The organism is Occallatibacter sp., assembly GCF_049582745.1.
Lineage (GTDB): Bacteria > Acidobacteriota > Terriglobia > Terriglobales > Acidobacteriaceae > Telmatobacter.
Genome location: NZ_JBAUUO010000138.1, coordinates 65402 through 88964 on the forward strand (window position 1 = coordinate 65402; position 23563 = coordinate 88964).

The 23563-nt window shown below is 55.5% G+C and carries 16 protein-coding genes; 7 read left to right on the plus strand and 9 right to left on the minus strand.

Features of this window, described 5'->3' with window-relative positions; genetic code table 11:
• Positions 1-86: 86 nt before the first annotated feature.
• Positions 87-2045, minus strand: coding sequence for a lipopolysaccharide biosynthesis protein (locus tag WCA10_RS19550; RefSeq protein WP_472824199.1), 1959 nt, complete (start codon positions 2043-2045; stop codon positions 87-89).
• Between the two features lie 307 nt (positions 2046-2352).
• On the opposite strand from WCA10_RS19550, the gene WCA10_RS19555 reads away from it, so the two are divergent.
• Complete coding sequence (locus WCA10_RS19555) at positions 2353-3243, plus strand: glycoside hydrolase family 71/99 protein (RefSeq protein ID WP_472824200.1); 891 nt, start codon at positions 2353-2355, stop codon at positions 3241-3243.
• 102 nt (positions 3244-3345) lie between these two features.
• Here WCA10_RS19555 and WCA10_RS19560 read toward each other — a convergent pair whose 3' ends face one another.
• The 5 genes from WCA10_RS19560 to WCA10_RS19580 form a co-directional block, all read right to left on the minus strand.
• Positions 3346-4371, minus strand: coding sequence for a glycosyltransferase family 2 protein (locus tag WCA10_RS19560; protein WP_472824201.1), 1026 nt, complete (start codon positions 4369-4371; stop codon positions 3346-3348).
• Between the two features lie 136 nt (positions 4372-4507).
• Positions 4508-5011, minus strand: coding sequence for a hypothetical protein (locus WCA10_RS19565; RefSeq protein ID WP_472824202.1), 504 nt, complete (start codon positions 5009-5011; stop codon positions 4508-4510).
• A complete protein-coding gene (locus WCA10_RS19570) occupies positions 5008-5874 on the minus strand; it encodes a hypothetical protein (RefSeq protein ID WP_472824203.1) in 867 nt (288 codons plus the stop codon). Before WCA10_RS19570 ends, WCA10_RS19565 begins: the two co-directional genes overlap by 4 nt.
• A complete protein-coding gene (locus tag WCA10_RS19575) occupies positions 5871-6998 on the minus strand; it encodes a hypothetical protein (RefSeq protein WP_472824204.1) in 1128 nt (375 codons plus the stop codon). Before WCA10_RS19575 ends, WCA10_RS19570 begins: the two co-directional genes overlap by 4 nt.
• Positions 6995-8746, minus strand: a complete 1752-nt coding sequence (locus WCA10_RS19580) for a hypothetical protein (RefSeq protein WP_472824205.1) — start codon at positions 8744-8746, stop codon at positions 6995-6997. Before WCA10_RS19580 ends, WCA10_RS19575 begins: the two co-directional genes overlap by 4 nt.
• 361 nt (positions 8747-9107) lie before the next feature.
• Between WCA10_RS19580 and WCA10_RS19585 the strand changes: the two genes are divergently transcribed.
• Both WCA10_RS19585 and WCA10_RS19590 read left to right on the plus strand, forming a co-directional pair.
• On the plus strand, positions 9108-13259 hold the full coding sequence (locus WCA10_RS19585; protein WP_472824206.1) for a tetratricopeptide repeat protein: 4152 nt from the start codon (positions 9108-9110) through the stop codon (positions 13257-13259).
• Between the two features lie 56 nt (positions 13260-13315).
• Positions 13316-14683 carry a glycosyltransferase gene (locus WCA10_RS19590; protein WP_472824207.1) on the plus strand — a complete coding sequence of 456 codons (1368 nt, stop codon included), beginning with the start codon at positions 13316-13318 and terminating at the stop codon, positions 14681-14683.
• 232 nt (positions 14684-14915) lie between these two features.
• Here the strand turns inward: WCA10_RS19590 and WCA10_RS19595 are convergent, their stop codons facing one another.
• Positions 14916-15089, minus strand: coding sequence for a hypothetical protein (locus tag WCA10_RS19595; protein ID WP_472824208.1), 174 nt, complete (start codon positions 15087-15089; stop codon positions 14916-14918).
• A gap of 77 nt (positions 15090-15166) precedes the next feature.
• On the opposite strand from WCA10_RS19595, the gene WCA10_RS19600 reads away from it, so the two are divergent.
• Positions 15167-17296: an alkaline phosphatase family protein gene (locus WCA10_RS19600; protein ID WP_472824209.1), complete on the plus strand. Its 2130-nt coding sequence runs from the start codon at positions 15167-15169 to the stop codon at positions 17294-17296.
• A 32-nt stretch (positions 17297-17328) separates the two neighbouring features.
• Here the strand turns inward: WCA10_RS19600 and WCA10_RS19605 are convergent, their stop codons facing one another.
• Entirely contained in the window at positions 17329-18201 is an 873-nt protein-coding gene (locus WCA10_RS19605; RefSeq protein WP_472824210.1) for a hypothetical protein, read from the minus strand.
• Between the two features lie 192 nt (positions 18202-18393).
• On the opposite strand from WCA10_RS19605, the gene WCA10_RS19610 reads away from it, so the two are divergent.
• The 3 genes from WCA10_RS19610 to WCA10_RS19620 all read left to right on the plus strand — a co-directional run bounded on the left by WCA10_RS19610 (position 18394) and on the right by WCA10_RS19620 (position 21892).
• Positions 18394-19593 carry a tetratricopeptide repeat protein gene (locus WCA10_RS19610; protein ID WP_472824211.1) on the plus strand — a complete coding sequence of 400 codons (1200 nt, stop codon included), beginning with the start codon at positions 18394-18396 and terminating at the stop codon, positions 19591-19593.
• 170 nt (positions 19594-19763) lie between these two features.
• Entirely contained in the window at positions 19764-20723 is a 960-nt protein-coding gene (locus tag WCA10_RS19615; protein WP_472824212.1) for a hypothetical protein, read from the plus strand.
• A gap of 455 nt (positions 20724-21178) precedes the next feature.
• Entirely contained in the window at positions 21179-21892 is a 714-nt protein-coding gene (locus WCA10_RS19620) for an energy transducer TonB (protein ID WP_472824213.1), read from the plus strand.
• 332 nt (positions 21893-22224) lie between these two features.
• On the opposite strand, the gene WCA10_RS19625 is transcribed toward WCA10_RS19620, so the two are convergent.
• On the minus strand, positions 22225-23409 hold the full coding sequence (locus tag WCA10_RS19625; protein ID WP_472824214.1) for a VWA domain-containing protein: 1185 nt from the start codon (positions 23407-23409) through the stop codon (positions 22225-22227).
• Positions 23410-23563: the final 154 nt, after the last annotated feature.

Genomic DNA, 23563 nt, shown 5'->3' on the forward strand with positions numbered 1-23563 from the left:
GATTCGTTCTTACTTTGAATAATCCGTGCATTTCCCAAGCCTCACAACCTTTGACCGCAGCGGGACGGGGAGACGCCATGACAGCCCTATAACAGCCGAGCCAGTTCCGCCTCGGGATTCCGGGTGGAGTGTGTAAGAACGTTCTTCGCGTAGCGAAAGAGGGTCATCAGATTTGTTCTGTACCAGCAGCACTCCGTCATGCGCGGAGAGAGCCCACATATGAATCGAAGCTTTCGTACTGCCTGCGGTGAATGCAGCATTGCGGCCACCAACCTGTGATTGCCATCAAGAACGGTGACTGGGTCTGAATCACTCAAACCGATCATCAATACAGCGCCGAGCTGGGGGTCTTCCGCATCGAAGCGACGGGAGATGGCATCGATTTTTGAAACGAATTGCGCGTCAAGTTGATCCTGCCGCTTCTGGATTCCTTCGGCGATCGCGAGTGTTGAGAATCTTCCATTCGCAACTTTGCGCCATTGCGCCCGGGGAAACATGCGGATGTTTGCGAAGTCATCCGTAGAGATCTCTGCCTCGTACCACTCTGTATCGGCCGGAATCTCCCTCCACAGATATAGATGCCGAAGGAAGAGAAGAGCACGACGCTTTGCGTTTTCGCGGGGATTTTCAAAATCTGGAAATTTTACGATATTGCCGAGGGCGTTGTGATACTCGCGGAAGGCTGCGCCGTGGAAATCACTTTTCAAGAACTCCGCAATTGCGACATCCTCAGATACTCTGCAGATCAGACGGAGAGGACGAGAACTTCCCGGCTGCAGAATGTCCTTCGGATCCGTGAGCGAATTGATAAGAAACGGAATAGCCACGAACACCAGCAAAAGGCCCATGAGGCCGAGCTGCACCAGTACGACCTCTCTCAAGGAGGAATGATATTCGCAGATTCCGACAATCAGGATGCCGCTGAACATCAATTGCACCCAGCTGGTATTTGCAATCTTGTAGGACATCTCAAAGGTAATGATGACGCCGGCGAGCGAGTAGACCACGGTGGCAAACGCGTAGATGGCGAGCAGATAGGGCAGATTGTATTTCCCCGCTATTGCAAAGTCGTTTCCGAACAGACGTGACCACAGCTCGGGCGGAGCGAAGCAAAGTCCAACGGTGATGGTAAGGCCTACACCAAGCACCAAAGCCAGAGAGGTCGCAATGACGCGAAAGTCTCTTCTCTCTTCATTGCTGGTTCCGGCTACGAGAGGAAAGGTGGAATTGACGACAGCCTGGGAGAAGGAAAAGATAACGCGGCCTACCATGGCAGCAGCGGCGTAGTACCCTGCCTCACGAGCCAGGAAGAAGTGGTTGACCAGGACAATACCGCAGTTATTGATAATCATCTGGCCGGCAAAGAAAATGCCAGCCTGAAAGGTCTCGTGAGCTGCATGGGAGAGGCGAAGCGGATTTGGAGCGCGACCAGTGAGCTTGACTCGAGCGCTGCAGTAGGCAATCGCAATCGCTCCAGAATTTGCCGCGATGACGCCATAGAGTCCAAATCCCAGCCCGATTAGTGCGAGCGACCCGCCGAGCCGGATCGCTTGTTCAATGACGAGATTGAGCGCCAGGCTGCGGAAGCCGCATGTTCCCTGGATGTAACCACGCCGCGCTCCCAGCGGAACGTAGAATGCCGCACCGACAGCGATCAGGGTAATGAGATTAGCATCGGGCAGATTCAAGTAGCGTGCAATGGGACCCTGAAATGCAACCAGCAGCAAAGCAACGGCAACACTGCCGGCCCATGAGGCGCGATGAAAGAAACGATAGATGGCGGTCTTGTTTGCCAGGGACTCCTGCTGGGCGATCATTTTTGCGGCAATGATCTGAAACGACAAAGTCACAGCCGAAAGCAGGACGAGAATGGTGTAGATGACAGTAGCGTGGCCGAAACCTGTCGGCCCAAGGTATCGAGCAACGGCAATGTTGTACGCGAGATTGATTCCGGTGTTGAGCCCGGAGCCGGAGAGCAGGACGATGCTGCCGGAAATTATGCGCGCCTGTAACGACTTTCTGGACTGGACAACAGAACTTACCACTGTGAATGGGTCTCCATGCGCTTCTTGAAGGAAAATGCATCGATCACAGGCTTTCTCAATATGTTCGGGGACAGCCTCTATTCATCCGATGCGTTAATTGACGCTATGGCTGCTCACAACCGGGCAACTGCGTCTTGGGGGGCTGGCTGCAACCGAAGTAGGCGCGAAGGCTTCTAAATCACTATTGATGCTGAATCGCCCAGGCGTTACCCTACTCTTCTTCCTTTTTGTGGCACACGGATGCTTTGCACCGGCCTCAAATACGCCTGTGCAGCTAAAGTACAGAGCAACCGGGAGTTCGCCCCAGGTGATCGCCGTATATGAGGCGTGGTTTGGACACCCGAGACACATCTCGGTTGGCTATTCTTCACAGGATCCGGATGAGATTCAAAGCCAGATCAAAGCCGCAAAGAAGATGGGGATCAGCGCTTTCGTAGTGGACTGGTATGGAGATCGGGAGCCGTTTATCGATCACAGCTATGCGGAAATGCAGAAGCAGGCAGGGAAGAACAACTTCCAAGTGGCCATGATGTACGACGAGACCAACCATGAAGACGACTCTACGGACGAAGCAATCGCGGACTTCACGATGTTTCATGATACCTATCTCACGTCAAAGGCGCAGGGCCACGAGGCATATCTGACTTACGAAAGACGTCCGGTGATCTTCATCTTCCCGAAAGGCGGACATACCGACTGGGATAAGGTGCGTGCCATGGTCAACACATGGAATCCCGCACCGCTTCTTATCCAGGAAAACCTTCCTGGTCAGTACGCGAACGATTTTGACGGTTTCTACGCTTGGATCAATCCCGGGACTCAGGGTTGGAAGCCCGACGGCAGTGACTGGGGTGAAGAGTACCTGAGCAATTTTTACGAAACAATGAAGACCAAATACGCCGACAAGATCATCGTTGGCGGCGCCTGGTCGACATTCGACGACAGCAGGGCATCGTGGGGATTGAATCGCCATATCTCCGCACGCTGCGGCCAGACGTTTGCCGACACATTCAGTTTTTGGCGCAAGGAGTTCCCCGGTAGCGAACCTCCGCCGTTCATCATGCTGGAGACCTGGAACGATTATGAAGAAGGATCAGCGATCGAGCGCGGCATTCCAGGCTGCGCCAAGGGAAACGGCGGGAAGCTGGTTTCCACGTCCACCGCAACGTCGACTAGCAATCCCACTCCAGCTCACTAACGGGGCTCGTTCATTGAGAGACCACCGTAACATGCAAGCATTTCGAAACAAAGAGACACCCCGCGGGCCGGATGGCAGCGGGGTTCAGGGAATTCTGTGTGTTTATGCGGCGTCCTGCTCTGAGAACCTGACGGCCTGCATGGCAAGGCTTCCATTGGCGACGCCGTAACTGCCGACGGGAACCTCGATCGATCCCGCCTCAGTTTCGATAGTGAGCTGGGGCCGATGTACTTCATTGATCAGAGAGACTGGCCGGTTGCGTACTTCGTCGTAGACGCGACCAATATATTCGCCGAGAATTCCAATGGATAGAAGCAAAAGTCCGCCGACGAAGAACACCGCGCTTGCGATGCCGAAACCAGCGGTAGATACGGCGGATGATGCTGCAATCATGCATAGGGCCAAGAAGGCAGCCATCAGCGTGGAGAACCCAAAGAGACCAAAGCTGAGCCGAAGAGGTTTGTAGCTGAAGCTCGTGATCGCGTCCATGGCGTACTTAATTCGGCTGAGAAAAGAGAGCTTTCCATCCCCAGCTGCACGGTCGTGACGATCGTAATAGACGATCGAGTTCTTGAAGCCGACCCAGGCGCGCAGTCCAGGAAGGTAACGGTTCTTTTCGCGCAAAGCAACGATCGCGTCGACAGCCTTGCGGTCCATCAGGCTGAATATTCCGGCATTCAATGGAATTGGATAGTCCGAAAGAGTTCCAAGGACTCGATAGAACAACGGGAAGAGCGCAGCGAGGATCTTGCGGCTCTCCTTGCGGGTACGACGCACTCCCACGACGACTTCAGCGCCGTCGCGCCAGGCTGCGATCAGGCGTGGAAGAACCTGCGGAGGATCCTGAAAGTCGCCGTCCATAAGGATGACGGCCTGACCGCGCGCTGTCTGGAGACCGGCGGAGATCGCCCCCATGTGACCCCAGTTGCGCGATAAATCGACAACGACCACATGCGAATCTACGGCTTGCAATCCTTTCAAAAGTTCAAGAGAGGAATCTGTTGAACCATCGTTGATGTAGACGACCTCCCAATCATCCGCAACTTCCTTTAGGGCGTTTGCGACTGCGTCGTTCAGTCGCGCAATCAACTCCTCTTCGTTGTAGATCGGGATGACTATTGAGATCATGTTTCAGCTCCTGAAGATTCGCATTTGATTTGTGGTTCTCCTTTCTCTTGCACTTTCCCTTTCTACTTCCCTTGCCGGATTTGATCCGTACCGCAGCATCAGGCTGTCAAACTAGTTAGATGCGCGGAACTGCCACTCATTCGGGTTGTGCCTGGAAAATTCGTACCCGCCAGCGGACCTCTGTAGGAGTAAGAACGACAATATATCGGGTGTGAACTTGTTCGGTCCCAATTGCTTTATCGTGATCGAAGAGTTGCACATCGTATTGAACCGTATCGGCTAATTCGATCGACAGGCCGTCGGGAGAGTAAAAAAGTATCTTGATAATATGAGACTTATCGCGATAGTCAGTGTGGACGCCGTCTGATTGCTGTTGCTTGATTGTGCCTGCAAGTTCGTCATCGGCGTCACCGATAAAGGCCTGGTCGAGCAGGCCAGGCCGGTTCTGGGAGAGGGCGTTGCGTAATACAGCCCATGATTCGAGATAGTCCTGAATTGCAGCTTTCGCTGTTTGCTGCTGAAGCTGCCGTGGCCCCTGGAGATTGGGCGGTTCGACGCGCACAACCGGCCGGTCTGCGGCGAATGCCGCAACAGCGCCACCGAGGGCGGAAGCCAGAGTAAGTGCCGTCAGGAATCTCATTGCTCCCACCGAATCTGGTTTCCCAACACCACGCCACTGGCAACGGAGATGGTCGCACCGCGATGTGCAGGCATCTCGATGCTGGCCACGTCTCGCTTCAGAGGCACATCCACTGTGGATCTTGTATCGTTGTACGACTCTGTAAATGTCACGATGGTGCCATCGGGAATCGCGTTTCCGCTGCAATCGTGCACGGGATCAGTCTGAAGTTGAATCTTATCGCCAGCAGATTTTGCATTCATTTTCAAAGTGCATGGATCGCCGGGCACCTGGTTCACCACGCGGGTGCTCGAGACGTCGCCAACGCGTGCGACAAACTGGTCTTTTCCCTCATGCGGTGAGGAGTCCATCTGGATCCAGGCGGCGCCATTGCGTGTCTGCACGACGTGGGTTTGCGTTGGAGAGGATGGATTCGACAGTTCGAATGAGACCGATTCCGGCTTCGTGATCAGATTATGGTATCTGTCAAAAACATAGGCGGCCCCTGTGATTGCCCCCTGTAGCGCTACCGGCAGCCGTGAAGGTTTTGCGATGAAGGTTAGATCTGCCGGCTTGTCTGCCGGCAGAACTTCGAGCGAGCCTGTTTCGTTCACCGATGGCGAAGAGAGAAACACAGCGTAATGACCTGCGTTGCCAAGTGATCCCGCTGGGAACGATGCAGCCTCGCCCAATTGCACATCGCGCTTGATCAATTGACCGGGACCGACGATGTAGAGTTTGGCTTTTCCCGAACCGCTGCATTGAATGGAGAATGCGGCGCCTGCTTCGATGCTCGCGGGGACATTGAGATTGCCGCTTTGCGCCGCGGCGGCGGCAAGCCCAAGCGAGAGGCCGACGAGCAGAATTGGCAATCCTGGCCTCACTCGGAGCCTCCGAAGCTGAAGGTGGAGACCACAGTTCGTTCACTGCTGACTTTGCGTGCCAGGTCTTCCGGGATGTGGATGTTGAAGGCAACCGGCGTCTGGGGCAAGAGCGCATGGTCGATGTATTGATCTCCAACCCATATCACCTGACCCGATTTGTCGTAGAACGTTCCCAGAACATGCGCCACATTGGCGATTTGACCGCTCTGGTTGGTGAGTTGGCCAGTGAGGGATGCATCGGGCGCAGGATTCAGCTTTTCATTTTCGATCTCAATCACTGGATCGGCCGATGCGGAAATGAGGGTTGAGAAGGGGGACATCCGTACGCTCCCAACGTCAGAGAGGGAGACATTCGGAAAACGAATGAGGAAAGGCGTGACTTGTTTCGGCAAGAGCTGGTGGGATATTTTGTCGAAGCTGGCCTCGGTCTCAATCGGCTTCTGGTCTTTTGAGATGAGCGTGGCCGTGACCGACACGTAGGCCGGAACAACGTCTTCATTGAGCAGTTCGCCCATCAAGACAAGACCTTCCGCCCTCTGCACCGGATGCATAGTGACGATGCGGACATGAGGAGCATCAACATCTTGCGCTCCCCAATCGTCGCCTGCCGTACGGTAAATAACATCCCAGCGCAGGTAATTCACGGGGATCACCTGGGGAGGGACGGCCGGTGTTTTTCCGATGGGCCACTCCACTTGCCACTCGTTGCCGTTCTTTACGATATGCAGATCGCGTGTCGTTACCGAAGGCCCGACGACTGTGGACCACTGCATTTTGAGTTGAACATTTGCGTCAGTCGCAGTGGCGTGCTCCGGTTGTACCTCAAAGCTGTTGAGGGTCGCATAGGTAAGGAGATCGGGATATGCACCGGTCAGGTCGCGTCGAAATTGGCCCTCGGAGAACTCCGCTCTGTTCGCCAGGCCAGAGTAAGCCCGGTCCCATGCCTGGGCACGAATCTTCTCGCCAAGGCCCTGCACCGCAGCTTCAGGAGTTGATGTTGATCCTGTGAAGTGCTCTCCGCTGGCGTAAGCCGCAGCGGAGGCGAAGGGCCATATGGTGCCAATCGCGATGAGGGCGACTGTTGCTACCGCAAGCGAAATCGCGAGAAGGGGTCCTTTGCTCACGAAGCCAACCTCCCCGATACGAGATGCTTCTCTGCCGGGTAAGAGTAGGAGACACGGCTCTCCAGCGGTTTTTTTCCCGGGATGAGCAGCACCAGCAGGGCAAGAATGCTGCTGCCAAACGGGAGGATGCCCCACATCAATCCCTGCCAGTGGGGTGGGATTTGCGGAACATTCAACGGCGTTGCAGGAGGGATACCATCCTTGCTCCAAACGACGATCGTCCTGTTTTCAAGATTGTCCACGGGCCGCCATCCCGCGAAGGACAAAAGCGGATCGTAGTAGTGATCACGAACGAGGACCCACTTCAGGCCGTAGTGATCCGCATGCTCGAGGATCGCACGCAGAGCACCGATTCCATTTTTGCCAAAGTACTTTGAACTCGTGAGCGGACCCGCTCCATTGGCTGTCAGTTCAGGAAGCATACGTCCGGAGTTCCACTCTCCATCAACGCTGCCTGCGTCGGTCATCATGGCAAGACGGGAGATCTTGTTTCCAAAACCGAGCGTGACGTATCGGTACTGATCGTGCCCATCACGGTTGAGCCACGCAGCCACCGAATCAACCTTAAAGTCCTCAGCGTCAGCGGGGTGAAACGTGGACCAGCCTACGGCCAGCGCGCATGTCGATGCGGCCAGAATGCTGAGTCCAACAATGGCCGGAGTTTTGAACCGTTCGACAAGTTCCGCGGCGAGCAGTCCGACGAACGGCAGCGCGAGGAGCGTCGCCCAATAGCTGAAGCGCTCCATCGTGAGTACTTCGTAGGCGCGCCCCAGCAGGATGTGCCCAACGGGAGTTGTCCCGCCGAGTCCGATAAGGAAGGCAATCCAAAAGCCAAACAGAAGCGGTCGGAGCCTGCTCACTACCGCCCCACGCCAAAAGATGAATGGAAGCGCAAGCACCAGTGCGCCATAAGGAACGATGAAATAGTTGATCCCGAATTGCGGACTCAGGATGTAATTTGCGCGACTCGGATGTGGAATAGGCGCCTGCGTCACGGGATAGTGAATGAGTGCAATCCAGAAGGGTAAGAGCACGGCACCGATCAGCGCGGAGACCAGGACCACGATGCCGACCGTGCGGGCGACGACTGCTGCTGTCGATGACTGCTCTCCTTGGTGCCGATCCATGATTGCAAGGGCCACGACGGGCAGAGCGAAGAAGAAGGACCCAAACAGCAGAGTGGCATGGTGCGCGGCCGCGGCGGCAGCAAACAAGGCACTGGCCTTGATGAAGGCGCGCCATTTCCCGAAGCGAATCCACTCATACAAAAATGGAAGCGCATTGAGATAGATGGGAGCAGCAGCGGTCGTGCCCAATTGGCCGGCCGAATACACAAGGAAGCTTTCGGAACCAACGAAGACACTGGCGAGGGCCGCGAATGACGCAGCACGCGGTGAAACCCATAACAACGAAAAGCGATAGACCCCGACTGCGAGGAGGAGGATGGCAATTAACTGAACTGCCATATAGGCGAAATCAAGGCCAAGAACATGCGAGATCAAAGCGACCCATTGCTGAGGTAACGGTGGGTAGGTCGCCTGGGAAAATCCCGCGTACCACTTTGTGTTCCAAGGATCAAACCAATGATGAACATAGTGCGAGGCGAAGAATATATGGAAATTCGTGTCGTAGGACCGGAGCGGCAGCTTCATTAGCAGGAGCGGAAGGTGAACCATCAACACCGCCAGCAAAACCAACGTCAATGGTATTGGCCGTCTGGATTGTGCAATCGACTCGGACGTCTCCATAGATTCCTCTCTGGATTAAGTTGATTCGGAAACACCGATTGCCGTGGTTCACATGCGATGCAAACCGGTCCGCAAGGATCGAGATATGCAATCGTTCAGGGGTTTTGATTCGCAGAATGCAAGGATAGGTTGCATTCCCCGTCGTATATCGACGTTCATAGAATGGCGTTTTCCGTGAACTAAAACCTCAGAATCAACGATCAGCCAACACTCCAGCCTTTTCCGGAATCAAAACAACCGCCGTGAGTTCGCGGCTGTGTGAACTCTTGCAGTAAAGAGCGGACTGGGTGAACTCTTGAAAGCAATCGATCACTGTTTGAGAACTGTTTGCTTCGCGGCATGCATTGCGGGAGGTTGTGCGGTGCTCGCGCAGACATATCAAGTTGGGCCCGACAATTCGAGACCTTCACAGCATCAACAAAACAATGCACAGCCTGAACTGGGATGGGGTTCAAGCATCGAGAACGCGCGCCTAGCTCACGCCGCACAACAGGCGCTCGAACGCGGTGATCGAGTCGAGGCGCTGAAATACGCGCAACGCGCCACGCAGGCAGCCCCGAATGATCCGCAGCTGTGGTTTTTGCTCGGCTATGCGGGACGGTTAAATACTCGATATCAGCAGTCTGTCGACGCCTACTCCCATGGATTGAGGCTAAGCCCGTCATCCCTCGAAGGACTTTCGGGACTCGCGCAGTCGTACTCTGCGATGGGCAAAAACGACGACGCGGAGCGATTGCTGAAGCAGGTACTTGCCGCCGATCCGCGGCGTGCGAACGATGCGCTTGTGCTGGGCGATCTTTACATGCGCTCAGGCAATTACGACTCCGCTCTCGATGCTTTGGGTCGTGCAGAGCGCTCTCATCCCGACGCACGGTCAGAGTTGCTGATGGCTATTTGCTACGAGCACGAGAAAAAGCTGGACCTGTCGAATCGGTATCTTGAAGCTGCCAAGAAGCACGCTCCTGACAATCCTGAGGTGCAGCGGTCGATGGCCGGATATTTTCGCCAGGTCGGCAAATATCCAGAGGCCATTGCGGCTCTGAAAGTAATTCACAATCCAAAGCCTGATGTCACGGCAGAGCTTGCGTACACGTATCAGCTCGACGGCAAGCTCAACGAGTCTGCAGCATTGTATGCACAAGCAGCCAACAAGTTGCCCAAAGACCTGGAATTGCAGCTATCGGCTGCGCAGGCACAGGTGGGGGCCGGGTCGATCGAGCGAGCCCAATCTTATTTGAAGCGCGCAGAGCAGATTGACGGCAACTCCTACCGGATGCACGCAATTCGCGGCGAGATAGACCGGATACAAGACAAGGAAGGCGATGCCGTCAACGAATACAAAGCTGCAATTGCGAATCTGCCGGCGGAGCCCGCGGAGGGCCCTCTGTACGGGATTCAGCTTCATATGGATTTGTCAGAGCTTTATCGCGCGCAGCGCGATGATGCAGCGGCGCGGCATGAGGTCGAGATTGCACAGGAAAAGATCGGCAAAATCGACGATCAGGGCCCGAGCAGAGCACCTTTTCTTCGACTGCGTGCGCAGATCAAGTTGGGATTGGGCAACTTCAACGGGGCGCTTGCAGACGTGAAAGAGGCACTTGGCATTGACGCGAACAATCCGAACGGACTGCAACTGAACGGCGACGTGCTGATGAAGCTGGGTCGAACCGAGGAGGCCATCACAACCTACAAGAAGATTCTGGAGATCGATTCGAAAAGCCGGTTTGCACTTGCTTCTCTTGGCTACGCATCGCGCGCGGCGGGGAAAGACGCGGATGCGGAGAAGTACTTTCAGCACCTCGCCCAGGTAGATCCCAACCTGTATGTGCCCCACCTGGCACTGGGAGACCTGTATACCGCGCGAAAGCGTTTCAAGCCCGCAGAGGCCGCCTATGAGAAGGCGTTTGAGTTGGATCCGAAGAACGCGCTTGCTGTGGCCGGAGGCATGAACGCTGCAATTGAGGCACATGATCTGCCGACGGCCGGAAAATGGCTAGGCCGCTCCACGCCAGAGATGGTGCAGGAGCCAGTCCTACTTCGTGAAGAGGAGCGGTATCTCACGTTTAAAGGCGATTACCGGCGATCGGCACAGCTTGGGCAGGAGGCGATGAAGGGGTTGCCACGCGACCGCGATGTGGTTGTCTATCTCGGATACGATCTGCTGCATCTTGAGCAATGGGATGAATTGCTCGCATTGACGGAGGAGTATGAAACCGTATTGCCTCAAGAACCGGACATTCCCCTTTTGATGGGGTATGTCCATAAGCACCAAGGCGAATCCCGGAAGGCTGAAGAGGACTTTACCGAAGCGCTCAAGCGGGATCCCAACGTGGTTACGGCTTACGTAAACCGCGGCTACATGCTCAATGATCTGCACAAGCCTGATGCGGCTGCGACTGACTTCGAAGCAGCGCTCAAGCGGGAACCGAAAGATGGCGAAGCTCATCTTGGACTCGCATACTCCGATCTCGACCTTCACAGGCCGGCGGCGGCCATTCGCCACGCCAACATGGCGAAACAGCTGATGGGCGACTCCAAGGATGTTCACGTCATTTGTGCAACGGCATACGGCCGTGAAGACATGCTGGCGAAGGCTGCGCAGGAATACAAGGCTGCACTGGCGTTTTCGCCGGATGATCCGACTCTTCATTTCGGTTTAGCCAACACGCTCTTTTCAGCTCGACGATATCACGAAGCCATTCACGAGTTGCAGAACGCTCAACGTTTTTCGCCGTCAGATCCGAGCATCTCCGCCCTGCTGGCGCGCTCATACGCAAACCTGGACAACCGCGACCAGACTTTTCACTACGTGCAACTTGCGGAACAGCAAGCCGAGGCAGCACCGTCACCTAAGGGCCCCTTCGGACTATCGGTGGAGAGTGCGACTCTTGTCTCGACCGGGGAAGCCCTGAGTAGCGTGGGCGAGCAAAAAGCCGCGATGGATCGTTTTCGCAAGGCGCTTCAGTTGCCCCAAGGTAATCGCGTAGATGTGCGGCTCGCGATCGCGCAAGCAATGGCTGAGCAAGGTCATGACGACAATGCTCAAAGAGAGATTGCCCTTGCATTGATGGAGGCCACGGCCGGCGATGCGCTACCCCCGAGTGGCGGCCAATACATCGAGGCCGCGGATATCTTCCGCTCCATCCACGACTATCGCCTTTCACAAAACTATATCCAGCATGCGAAGGCAGCAGGTGCGCCCGATACACAGGTGCGCATTGGACTTGCGAACAATTACCTCGCGCTTGGAGAAACGACCAAAGCCAATGCCGAACTTGCGGCCATCAAGGTGGAGGCGGACAGCGCTCCCGATTATCAGTACCTGCTTGCCCAGGCAAACCTTTACCGCCAGGAGCATCACAATGTTCAGGCGCTGACTTCGTTTGCAATGGCCTCCAATGCCGAAGGCGAAGATCAGACCGCCACGACCAGCTTGCTGGAAGCGGGTGCGAACGAGGGGCTTCGTGTCACTCCCATGGTGAGCGTGCTATCGGAATTCTCAATCCAGCCGATTCTTGAGGACACGACCGTGTACGTACTCGATTCGAAACTGGATGCGCCGTTCTTTGTTCCGAGTTCCGACATTTCACTTCTTCCGCCGCCGCGCTCGTCGCTGCAGACTGAGTCAACAAATGCCTTCCATCTCCATGTCGGAAACCTGCCAACGCCAGGCGGGTTTTTTCAAGTGCGGAACATGCGCGGACAAATTTCAGTTCCCGCCACAAACTCCATTGTGAACAGGGATACAACCGATTACACGCTTAACTTTGGCTTGAACCCAACCGTGAATCTTGGAGCCAATGTCATCACTTTCAGCGGCGGCATCCAGACAACAATCCGTCGCGATTCCCTGGCGCCGGTCCAAATGAACCAGAATCTTTTTCGCATGTTCGTTTACATGGATACGAGTTCGTTTTTCAACGCCATCTCAGCCAGCGGTTACCTTATTCGCGAGAGCGGTCCGTTTACAGACACTAACGAGCACTCTCGCGGACTGACCGGGGCCATTGATTTCAGAGTGGGCGCGCCCTGGGGAAAGACGGCTCTCCTTACAGGTTGGGGAGCCAACGACAAGCTGTTCACACCAGTGAATTATGAGGACTTCTACACGTCGTCGTACATCGGCTTGGAGCATCGCTTCTCAGAGCGTCTACTGCTGAGAGGGATGATTGAAGATCTTCGCGCGTGGCGCGTGGTTGGTGGCGCATATGCCATTGCGCAGAACGTTCGTCCGGCTTTCACTGTTGAATTCAATCCAAAGCGGAACTGGGATTTCCAGGCATCAACCGCTTTTTCAAGCACGCGTAGCTTCCACGTTTACGATGCGACCCAAAACGGCTTCTCGATCTCCTACGCACGACCGTTCCGGCACAAGTTTCATGACGACTCTGGATCGGTCGTGCTGCAATACCCGATTCGATTTGCCGCCGGATTTCAAGAAGAAACCTTTTTCAACTTTAGCGGTAGTCAAAATCAGCAGTTTAGGCCGTTTGTTCAAATCAGCATTTTCTAAGGCCAGTATTGATGAGAATTTGTCTCGTAGCAACATTCCCACCGAGCGGCAGGCAGTTGAACGAATACGCCTTCCACATCGCGAAGGAGCTCAACCGCCATGCGGATGTCGAGCTAACCATCCTGGCGGACGAGCTGACAAGCTGTGACTTTGCGACGGACAAGAATGGCGAGTCGCTGAAGATCGATTCGCAGGCCGAGTTGCCTGGGTTTAAAGTCAATCGCTGCTGGAGATTCGGCGCGCTTTCTACCCCCTGGCGACTCCTCAGCACAATTCTGAGACTAAAGCCGGATGTGGTGTGGTTTAACCTGGTTTTCTCGAGCTTTGCGACACCTGAAAACCCATTCGCCGCGTTCGCCGGGCTTAGCGCGCCGGCGCTGGTGCGTGCGGCCGGCTTTTACACACACATTACTCTGCACCACATCATCGAACACGTAGATTTTGCGGCTGCGGGCGTGCGCCGCGAACGTCTTTACCGCATGGGCACCGATCTCGCGACGCGTGCGCTTCTGCGCGCAAACTCAGTTTCCGTGTTGCTTCCTGGTTACCGCAAGACGCTGCTCAAGAAATATTCCGCGCATAATGTCCTGCTGGGCACACACGGTACATTTGCCTCAGCACCGACACCACCCGACTTCAGCAATCGTGGCAATCCCGATCAGCGCATACTCGCGATAGGACATTGGGGTACGTACAAGCGGCTTGAGACGTTGATGGAAGCGTTCCCCAAGATCCTCGAAAAGATTCCGAACGCGAAACTCGTGGTAGCCGGCGCAAACCATCACACACGCGCCGGTTACTGGGAGTCCATTCGCGATGTGCAACCGAAGGATCTTCCAATCGAGTTTCGCGGATATGTTGCGGAAGACGATATTCCGGAGTTGTTTCAGTCGTCGTCCGTTCTGGTGTTGCCTTACGATTCGGCGACCGGATCGAGCGGTCCCGCACATCAGGCTTGCGAGTATGGTGTGCCTATCGTCTGTGCAGACATTCCGGACTTTCGTGGAATGGTCACCGATGAGGGCATGGCGGTGCGCTTTTACAGAATCGGCAACGCCCGCGATCTGGCGGATCAAATCATCCGCATTTTACGTTCGCCGGAGTTGGAGCACAGGATGGCGGAACAGAACTTCATCGCCGGTGTTCAAATGACAATGACGAATGTGATTCAAAGCTACCTCCGCTGGTTCCGCCTCCATAAGGCGAAGAGAGCAATGTCACGAGAGGGCGCGTTCATCGGGTCGCGCATTCCCTGGCGCAACGGAACTCTCGGCAGAGGGCGGTCACCGCGATGGGGTTTGGAGCCAGGGATTTCTTTGCTTCACGAGGGCGGCGCAGTTCCTCACCTCGTGTCTCAAGAGGCGGACGAAATCCTCACTCTCGACGAAACGGAGCCCCCAATTGGGAGTGACGCGAATTCTTGAGAGGATTGGCCGTGAGACTGGATAGAGTCAGCCGGTAAGGGGTTTCGGAATGCCTGGAAACGCCGAAGATACCGTATGGATTTTTCGCAAGCATTTCGGCTTTCTAAAACTTGCTCAATCGGGCATCCTGGCGTACACGAAGTGTCATCCAACGTGATGTTGATTTGCAGCCATCGATTACCTAAAACGGCATAGATATCGGCCATAGAACCCGGCATGAATCATGAAGAGGTCAGGAGAATCCCTGCGCGAAGGTCTTCTGGCCCGCCAATTGAGATGGCTGTGCGCGAGTGTTTTCAATCTGCCGTGTCAGATTGGTGCCGTTTTCGTCAAGTGCTTCCGGTTGCTGCGTGCCGATGTAGGCCCTCGGAAAGAAATGGAGATTCCTTGCATACTGAGCACTCAACCAGGAGTATTTCCACTCCTCTCCTTGTCTTGGTGTTCGGAACTCTCTGCTTCCTTTGTTCGGGATGTGCTCTTTTCGTGGGAAGCAGTATTCTGAAGGCCCCCACGATCACAATTTCAGCGAACCCCACGTCAGTTGCCGTTGGGCAGACCGCGATACTTACCATCACGGCAATCGATGCGACGCAGGTAACTGTCACGGGAAGCGATGGCACGACGTACAATCTTGCAACGAGCGGTGGAATTCAGTCAGTGAAGCCATCAACGACCACGACGTACACCGCGGTCGCGACGAACAGCAAGGGCAATGCTTCAGCGACCGCAACTGTTACGGTCTCTCAGACCCAACCGACGGTGAACATCACAGCAACGCCAACGACGATCACCGACGGCGCTTCTTCGACTCTGACGGTCACCGCAACAAATGCGACGCAAGTGACGGTAATCGGCTCGGATGGCAGTTCATACACATTTCAGCCGACCGGCGGAACGCAGTCAGTCAGCCCAACTGCAACCGTCACCTATACGGCGACAGCCACAGGCGGCGGGGGGGGCAGCGTCACTGCCACTGTCACTGTCACGGTTGAGCCCGCAGCTACGCTTCAGTCTATCAAGCATGTGATTTTCATGCTCCAGGAGAATCACTCCTTCGACAACTACTTCGGCATGCTGAATCCTTATCGCAAAGAAAACGGCTGGAATATCGGCGATGACGGCATCGACTATGAAGTGGACGGCATCGACGACAAGCTTGGCTCGATCAGCAACAGCGATGACGAAGGCGACGTGTTTCCACTTTTTAAATTCACGAGCACCTGCGTCGACGATGAGAGCTCCGATTGGCTTTCAAGTTATGGCGACGTCAATCGGTACAATTTCACGACAACGCGTCCGATCACGATGGACGGGTTTGTGCATAATGCTGAAGGATATGCAAAGAGTTGTGCCGCATCCGGTGCGACGTGTTCAGGGAGCTTCACCGATCTGACCGGCAAGCGAGCCATGGGCTACTATGACCAGACTTTTCTGAACTACTACTACTACATGGCCTCCCAATTCGCCGTTTCGGATCGGTGGTTCTCTCCGGTCGCGACCAAGAGCATCGGCAACCGCATTGCAACGTTTACGGGAGGCACAACTCAGGGTTTGGTCAAGGATCCTGGAGGCAACGATCACTTGCCGCAGCTGGACATTGCGAGCATTTTTCAGGAACTTCAGCAGGCAAATGTTTCGTGGAAGATCTATTACACCGTAACGCAGGGTCTGTGCCTGACTGGCGACGACTGCAATGGATCTGCCAATGCAAATTTTCCCGCGACCGATTTCACAACGTTGAGCTACTCAACGCAATTCGTATATGAAAACCCGACGGGGGCTGCCTGCACCCCGCCGCTGCAGGCGTCGAGCGTGGTTGGGGACTCGACAAATTCTTTCTGTATCGACACAAGCCACATCGCTCCAATTTCGACATACTTCACAGATCTAACGAACGGCACGCTCCCAAGCTTTGCCTTTATCGAAGCCGGCTACGGAAACAACGATGAGCATCCCGGCTCCGGGCAATCTGTCCTGGCGGGGCAGGCCCAGGTAGCCAACATCATCAACTCGTTCATGGCGAGCTCGTCGTGGAACGACTCGGTTTTCTTCTTCAGTTACGACGAGGGCGGCGGACCCTACGATCATGTGCCGCCTGTGCCCGGCCATTCGAATGACTACACCGATACGACGCTCGGATCGATTGCCGACATCTCGGAGATTGCCGTCAATCCTGATCAGTTCAATCCCTGCGTGCCAGTAGGAGAGACGCCGACAACCCATTGCGATCTTTCTGCTACCGACCCCGGCGCGAATCCATTAGATGCCGCAGCGGCCCAAGGCTTCGCGGCGCAACTGGGGTTTCGGTTACCTAACATCATCATCTCGCCATTTACGCGGCGGCATTACGTATCTCACACACCGATGGATAACACAGCGATCATCAAATTTGTGGAGAACCAATTCATTGGCAGTTCGGCACACCTGACCGCGCGCGATGCCGCACAACCAAACCTGCTGGAGTTTTTTGACTTCAGCAAGGTTCCGTGGCAGACACCGCCGACGCCGCCCGCTCCGGTTTCGGCGAGTTCCTTCGCCAGCGATCCTTGCACGCCGACGAGTTTCGCGCCGCCAGCATCTCCAGCTAATAAGTCCGGGAAGGCCGAGCAATGAGAATGCCGCGATTCAGAATCGCCCGAAGCCTATCAGTACGCGGTCACGTTATGGGCGAGATAACGCGTTCCGTCGTATTCCGCTGCAACGCGCACGCGTTGGCCTGGACGAACATCTGGCATGGATGCCATGCTGCCGGAATTGAACTCGATCTGATAGCTCTGATTGTTTGTGGGGTCAAGCAAAACCATGGTGCCGGTGTGCATGTCTAGAGCAATTAGATTTCCACTGAAGACGAATTGCGAGCCGGGTATCGCCAGAACCGTAACCTTGGTGATGGTGCCGCGGCCATTGCCGTCGGGCTCGAAGTCAATGGACACGAGGCTTCCCTTTTGCAGGTCGGAAGGACCCGATGACGATGCGACAAAGTTTCCCTGACCCTTGCGAGCAAAGGTCGCGTCTTTGGAAACTTTAAAGCGGATCGGTTCTCCACCCTGGCCGCCGGCGAGTTCGAGGTCGCCCGTCGAAGGGTTGTAGCTCATAACTTCGCCTCGGTAGGACCCCTGCTGCAGCTGGGAGAGGATGTGCACACTCAGGGCGAATACCGAAGTGCCGTCCAGCGTTGTCTGTACCGACGCGTGGCTGGCGGGGCGCAGGTCGCGCAAGGGGATCTTCTTACCGTCGACGAAGATCTGTGTTCTCTCGTCAAACAGGATTCTGATTGGCTTTTCCCCAACGATTCTGAGAGTAAAGCGATCAAGCACCGGATCGACGTCGTGGATAGCACCGCCCAGAATCGTGCTTTTCCCGCTTGGCAGCGGTGGCATTGTCGAAACATTGTCATGTGCGCCGGCCGCATTCAGGTCCGAATCGACCGCGATGGCGCCAGCTGCCTGTGAGTGGATCATGCCCGAGGATGCAAGGACAAACAGACTCACAAGAGCGAATTCACAAACTCTCTTCATTCTCGAACACCTGTTAAGTTTCCGAATTACCAGACAGTTGATTGGATGAGATTTGGATGTAATTCGTGGTCTCGTCCTCAAAATCCCTCCCCATGGCAGAGCAACACAGATGACGATTGGGCATCTAACCAAATGTACAGATATGTTCCGACCCAATCCGGGTCGAGGTCTAAAGCTCAACAGGAGAGTTTGTTGCAATACTCATATTCCAAGATATTTGCCTATATTGCTCTTGCCGCCGGGTCGGGGCTCTCGCTGTTGTGGGCGGCTGAGGGCAGAGTCATCAAGATTCCGAGGCGCAGCGAGCTAACGCCGGTTCAGCGTCTGAATCGGGAGGGCGTCAAAGCCGTTGAAAAGCATGACTACAAGAGCGCTGAAGCGCTTTTCTACAAGGCATACCTGTATGATCCCGCAGACCCTTTCACGCTGAACAATCTTGGCTATGTGTCTGAGCTGGAAGGCGACCTCGATCACGCCAACCAGTTCTACCAACTGGCGTCGGAACAGGGATCGAATGCGAGCATCGATTTGAGCAATGCGAAGCATCTTGAGGGCAAGCCGATGCGCGACGCATTGATCAACCTGAAGGACGCGCCGATGCGCGTGAACCGCTCGAACATTCAGGCGATGCGGTTGCTCGCACAGAATCGCGGCTTTGAGGCCCTTGGGCTGCTCAAACAGATTCTGCCGCTCGCTCCGCAAAACGCCTTCACACTCAATAATCTTGGCGTCGCCAGCGAAGCCACAGGCGACCTGGAGGGCGCGATTCGATACTATCGTGCAGCCGCAGCTTTGAATTCTCCCGAACCTGCCGAAGTAACCTTCGACCAGTCATGGCGCGGGAAATCAGTGAGCGAGATGGCAGCCGCGAGTGCGAGGCGTCTTGAAAGGCGCATTCGCGACGGCGGCACCGTCGAAGCGCAAGCGGAGATGTATACCATACACGGAATCTTCGAGGTGAACCAGAACGACTGGGCCTCAGCGCGAAAAGACTTTCTTCGTGCCTACTCGCTTGATCCGACCAGCGCCTTCACGCTAAACAATCTCGGGTACGTTGCGGAAAAGGATGGCGACTTGGAATCGGCGCAGTTTTACTACGAAAAAGCGCAACGCGCTGACAATGCGGGGACACGCGTTGGCTTTGCGACCCATCTCTCGGCAGAAGGCAGAAGGCTGAACGCAGTGGCAACCGACAGCAATGACAAGATCGATGATGCCCTTGAAATCTACAGCCAGCAGAGGCGACGGCAGACGGGCCCAGTCGAGCTAACTCCGCGCGGTGATTCCGGTTCGACCCCAAGCCGGCCTACCGATTCGCCGAAACCTGCGCCTTCTTCATCGCCTTCAGCGGTGCCGCAATTGCCGCAGCAGCAAGCACATCAACCGCACTAAACGAGCCTTCGCCAATGATAAAGAACTGCACGCAATCTCCTGCTCATCGGTCGCTGCAACTTCTCTCTCGCCTTGTGCTTCCACCGAGGCACGCGGACAGCACCGACAACGTCTTCTCCGCGGAATTGAAGAAAGAGGCGGTTGAACTTTCACGATCTGAATTCGACTGCATGGTCGCGTTGGCTGAAACGAACCATGTTCTCGTGCGCGGGCTTGATGCCTTTAGAGAGGCCGCTCTTCAAGCCGGAGATGTGATTCGGACTTCGTGGGCTGAGGTTTGCCTTTCTGGGGAACGGGCGCGCATTAAAGCGGCGCTTTCCTACCTTTCGCTGATTTGCGACGCATTCACGCGTCAACAACTCCGCGTTGCAGTGATCAAGTCCTTGGATCACTGGCCTGACCTCGGCAGCGACCTTGACCTTTACACGAATGCGAAGCCTGAAGAGGTCATTCGGCTAATGGAGAAAGAATTTGGGGCGCGCCCTGCATCGCGGAGCTGGGGCGACCGGCTTGCCTGCAAATGGAATTTCATTGTCCCAAGATTGCCGGAACTTGTCGAAATCCATATCGGCCGACTTGGACAGATGGGCGAGCAGTTCGCCATTGCGGACTCCTTATTGGACAGGACGCGGTGCATCTCGATCGATGAGCTGCTGTTCCGCGTGCCGGCGATCTCTGATCGGCTGATGGTCTCGACACTGCAGCGCATGTATCGCCACTTCTATTTTCGCCTTTGCGACATTGTCGACAGCGCGCTCCTCGTCGAGACGGGGAGTATCGATTACGACGATCTTTATGTAGCCGCCGCGACAGCTGGAATTTGGGAAGGCGTGACGACCTATTTGGCAATCGTTTCGGATTACGTAGAACGTTATCGTGGAACTCCCTTGGACATACCGAATTGGGTATTGGCGGTAGCGCGTTTCCGCGGCAAGGAAGTCTACTTTGCGAACGATTTCCTTCGTGTTCCGATTCTGCCGCAGTCTGCCAAACTTTACGGTTCGCAATTGGCGAAAGTGATTCGGCGTCGACAGTTTGAAAGTGGTGCTCGTTTGAGTCTTTTGCCGTGGCTGGCAACCGCCGCGCTTGTAGGACAGAAGATCACGGGAAGCGATAAAGGTATCTGGTGATATTTCTTCAACTCGGGCCATGTAAGAAAAGCGCCGGAGCTGTGAGGTCGTTTTGAAGGTAAAAGCGATTCTTTGGTTCGACTAATCAGGAGAGGGGGGCCGGAGGCCTCATTACACCGGCGTAGATTATGGGTGATTTTGAACCAAGAACAAGAAAATCTGTCTCAAGACTCAGGCCGTTTTCAAGCAGTTTGGGAAACACAACCCGGCAGGCGGATTTGTACAACTCGTCATCGCTGGCAGTCGATCTGCTGGACCATGACGCTGAAGAGGCGCATCCTCTTTATCTTGTGCACGCGCGTCCGATACCGAGGCCAGTTGCTCCTTTGACAATGAGAGTGCCGACGTTCGGCAACCTGGACACCGCACTCGAGGAGCGCAGTCCGAGGTCGCGAATCGTCTCAGCAGTTTTTCATGCCGTTGTGATCGGCCTTGTACTATGGCTTGGAATGAGGATGCATCCAGTGATCGTGCATGAGGCCACGGTGATGCATGTGGACTTCAAACTCTTTGCGCCAGCTCCACCTCCGCCGAAGATTTTGCCGGTAGCGGCGAAGGCAGGAGGAGGAGGAGGAGGAGGAGCGCATCAGCCGATTCCGCCGACGAGAGGCAAAGCGCCAGAAGTTGCAAAAGTGCAGATGAATGCCCCGCAACTGGTGCGGCTCGAACGGCCGAAGCTTGCGGTTGAACCGACAGAGCAGGTGAGGATTCCGGACAATCCAAAGATGCTGAATATTGGCATCAGCAATTCACCGCAGATCGCACTCGCCTCACAGGGCAACGGCAGCGGCTCAGGATTTGGAAGCGGGCTTGGCGGCGGGCTGGGCTCGGGTCATGGAATCGGTGCCGGACCGGGAAGCGGAGGAGGATACGGCGGCGGATTGATGAACGTGGGCGGTGGGGTGAGTGCACCGGCTGTGATTCACTCGGTGCAGCCTGAATTCTCAGAACAGGCGCGGTCAGCCAATCTCCAGGGCACCGTTGCTCTTCAGCTCATTGTCGATGCTGAAGGCAATCCCCAAAACATCCGGGTTACTCGCCATCTCGGAATGGGCCTGGATGAAAAAGCGGTCGAGGCTATGCGGCAGTACAAATTCAGACCGGCCATGTACCAGGGGCACCCAGTCGCTGTTAAGATCGTGGTGGAAATCGATTTTCACCTTCACTAGAGATTTGAGTTCGTCAATCGCGAAAGCTCTAACGGCTCTTGAATCGATCGGGCACGGCGCAAGCCGTGCCCATTGAGTAATGTGGCCTCTTGCGACCGGCGGGACCATCTCTGATTGGCTCCATCATCTTCGCCAGTTTCCACCGTCGTCCGAATCGTGTGTCGAAATCCAGCGGATTCGTTCGGGCGGCAGAACGCGGCGGTGTAACTTACGAACGCTGCTACAACGGGCGGGACTAAGCTTGGTGCTGAAACTCCGAATCCTTGAGGCCGGCTCCAGATCGCCAAAGGCGAGACATGGGATGCACGGCGAATTTTGTGAATCGCATTTGGCTATTGATTCAGAGGCCGGGCAGTGCCTTGGGCGGTTTGATCGACCACTGCGGGACTAGCGTAGTAGCCACGGCGTGTTCTGACGGTAAGTTTGCCGTGATGGGGAGAATAGACTTCGACGTGTACCACTCGATATCCGCCGAGGCTGACAGGCTTCGTAGAGTGGTATCCGACCGTGTATTGATTGCGGATGTCCTCAGCAACCTCCGACGCGATCTTGTCGACTTCACCGAGTGAGCGCGGGAAATAGGCGATGCCGCCGGTGTCGTCGGAAAGCGATTGAAGCGATTCGCGAGCGCGCTGGTATTCTCTTGGGCTGGAGTCGTAAAGCAATCCGATGGTGTAAACCACGGGGCCTCCAAGATTCTGGACGCGCCGGATGGCCTCCTGCTCGTTTAGCCTCGATGCATTGTCCGCGCCGTCCGACACGATGAGCAGCACTTGCTTTTCGAACTTTGCGTGTTTTGACAACTCGTCGGCGGAAGCGGCCACCGCGTCGTACAGCGCCGTGGTTCCTCGCGTATCAAAATGGGCGAGGCCCCGATGCAGTGCCACCAGGTCGGAGGTAAAACCCTGATCGAGATAGGCACGATCGTTGAAATTGACGACGAATGCTGCGTCTTTGGGGTTTGATTCGCGCAGCAGGTTCATCGCAGCTCCATTCACGGCGGTGCGCTTGTCGCGCATGGAGCCGGAGTTGTCCACGAGGATCCCCATTGAGACGGGAAGATCCTGGTGACGGAAGGAGCTGGTGCGCTGCGGCGCGTTGTCTTCCCACACGCGAAAATCCTTCTGTGTGAGGTCCTCGACAGGACGCCCTTTCTCGTCAATCACGGTACAGTTGAGGAGAACTTCGTCGACGTTTTCATGGAGCGTATAAATGCCGTTCTTGCCCTTCTCAAGCTCAGATCCGTGGGTCGGAATCTCGGGAGACGCCGCGGTCACTTCGGGATTCTCCACATCCGGGGAAGGCACCGGATCGCGGTCAACAGACAGGCTGGGCTGGATCTCCGGCCGCCTCGGATCGTTTGGATTGAGCGGAACGGTCGCACTCTGCGGGCTGGAAGTCGATTGTTGCGGAGGCGCTACCTGCGCGGTCAAAGAAAGGACGGGCAGGAAAATTGCAGTTGCAAACAGGCTTGTCCATCGGGATGGTCTCGTCAGCCTTCGGATCAACCCGCGCAAAGCTCGACTCTCTGGTCTGCGAAATTGCATCTGGTGGTTAGATGCGCTTCCGAGCCATCCCGGCCATTTCGTTCAGGCCCTTTTGAAGCGATTTTCCGAGCTGGACTTGGCCAACTTCAGCAATTTAAACGCCAGCTCTGAAATGAGTCGACAT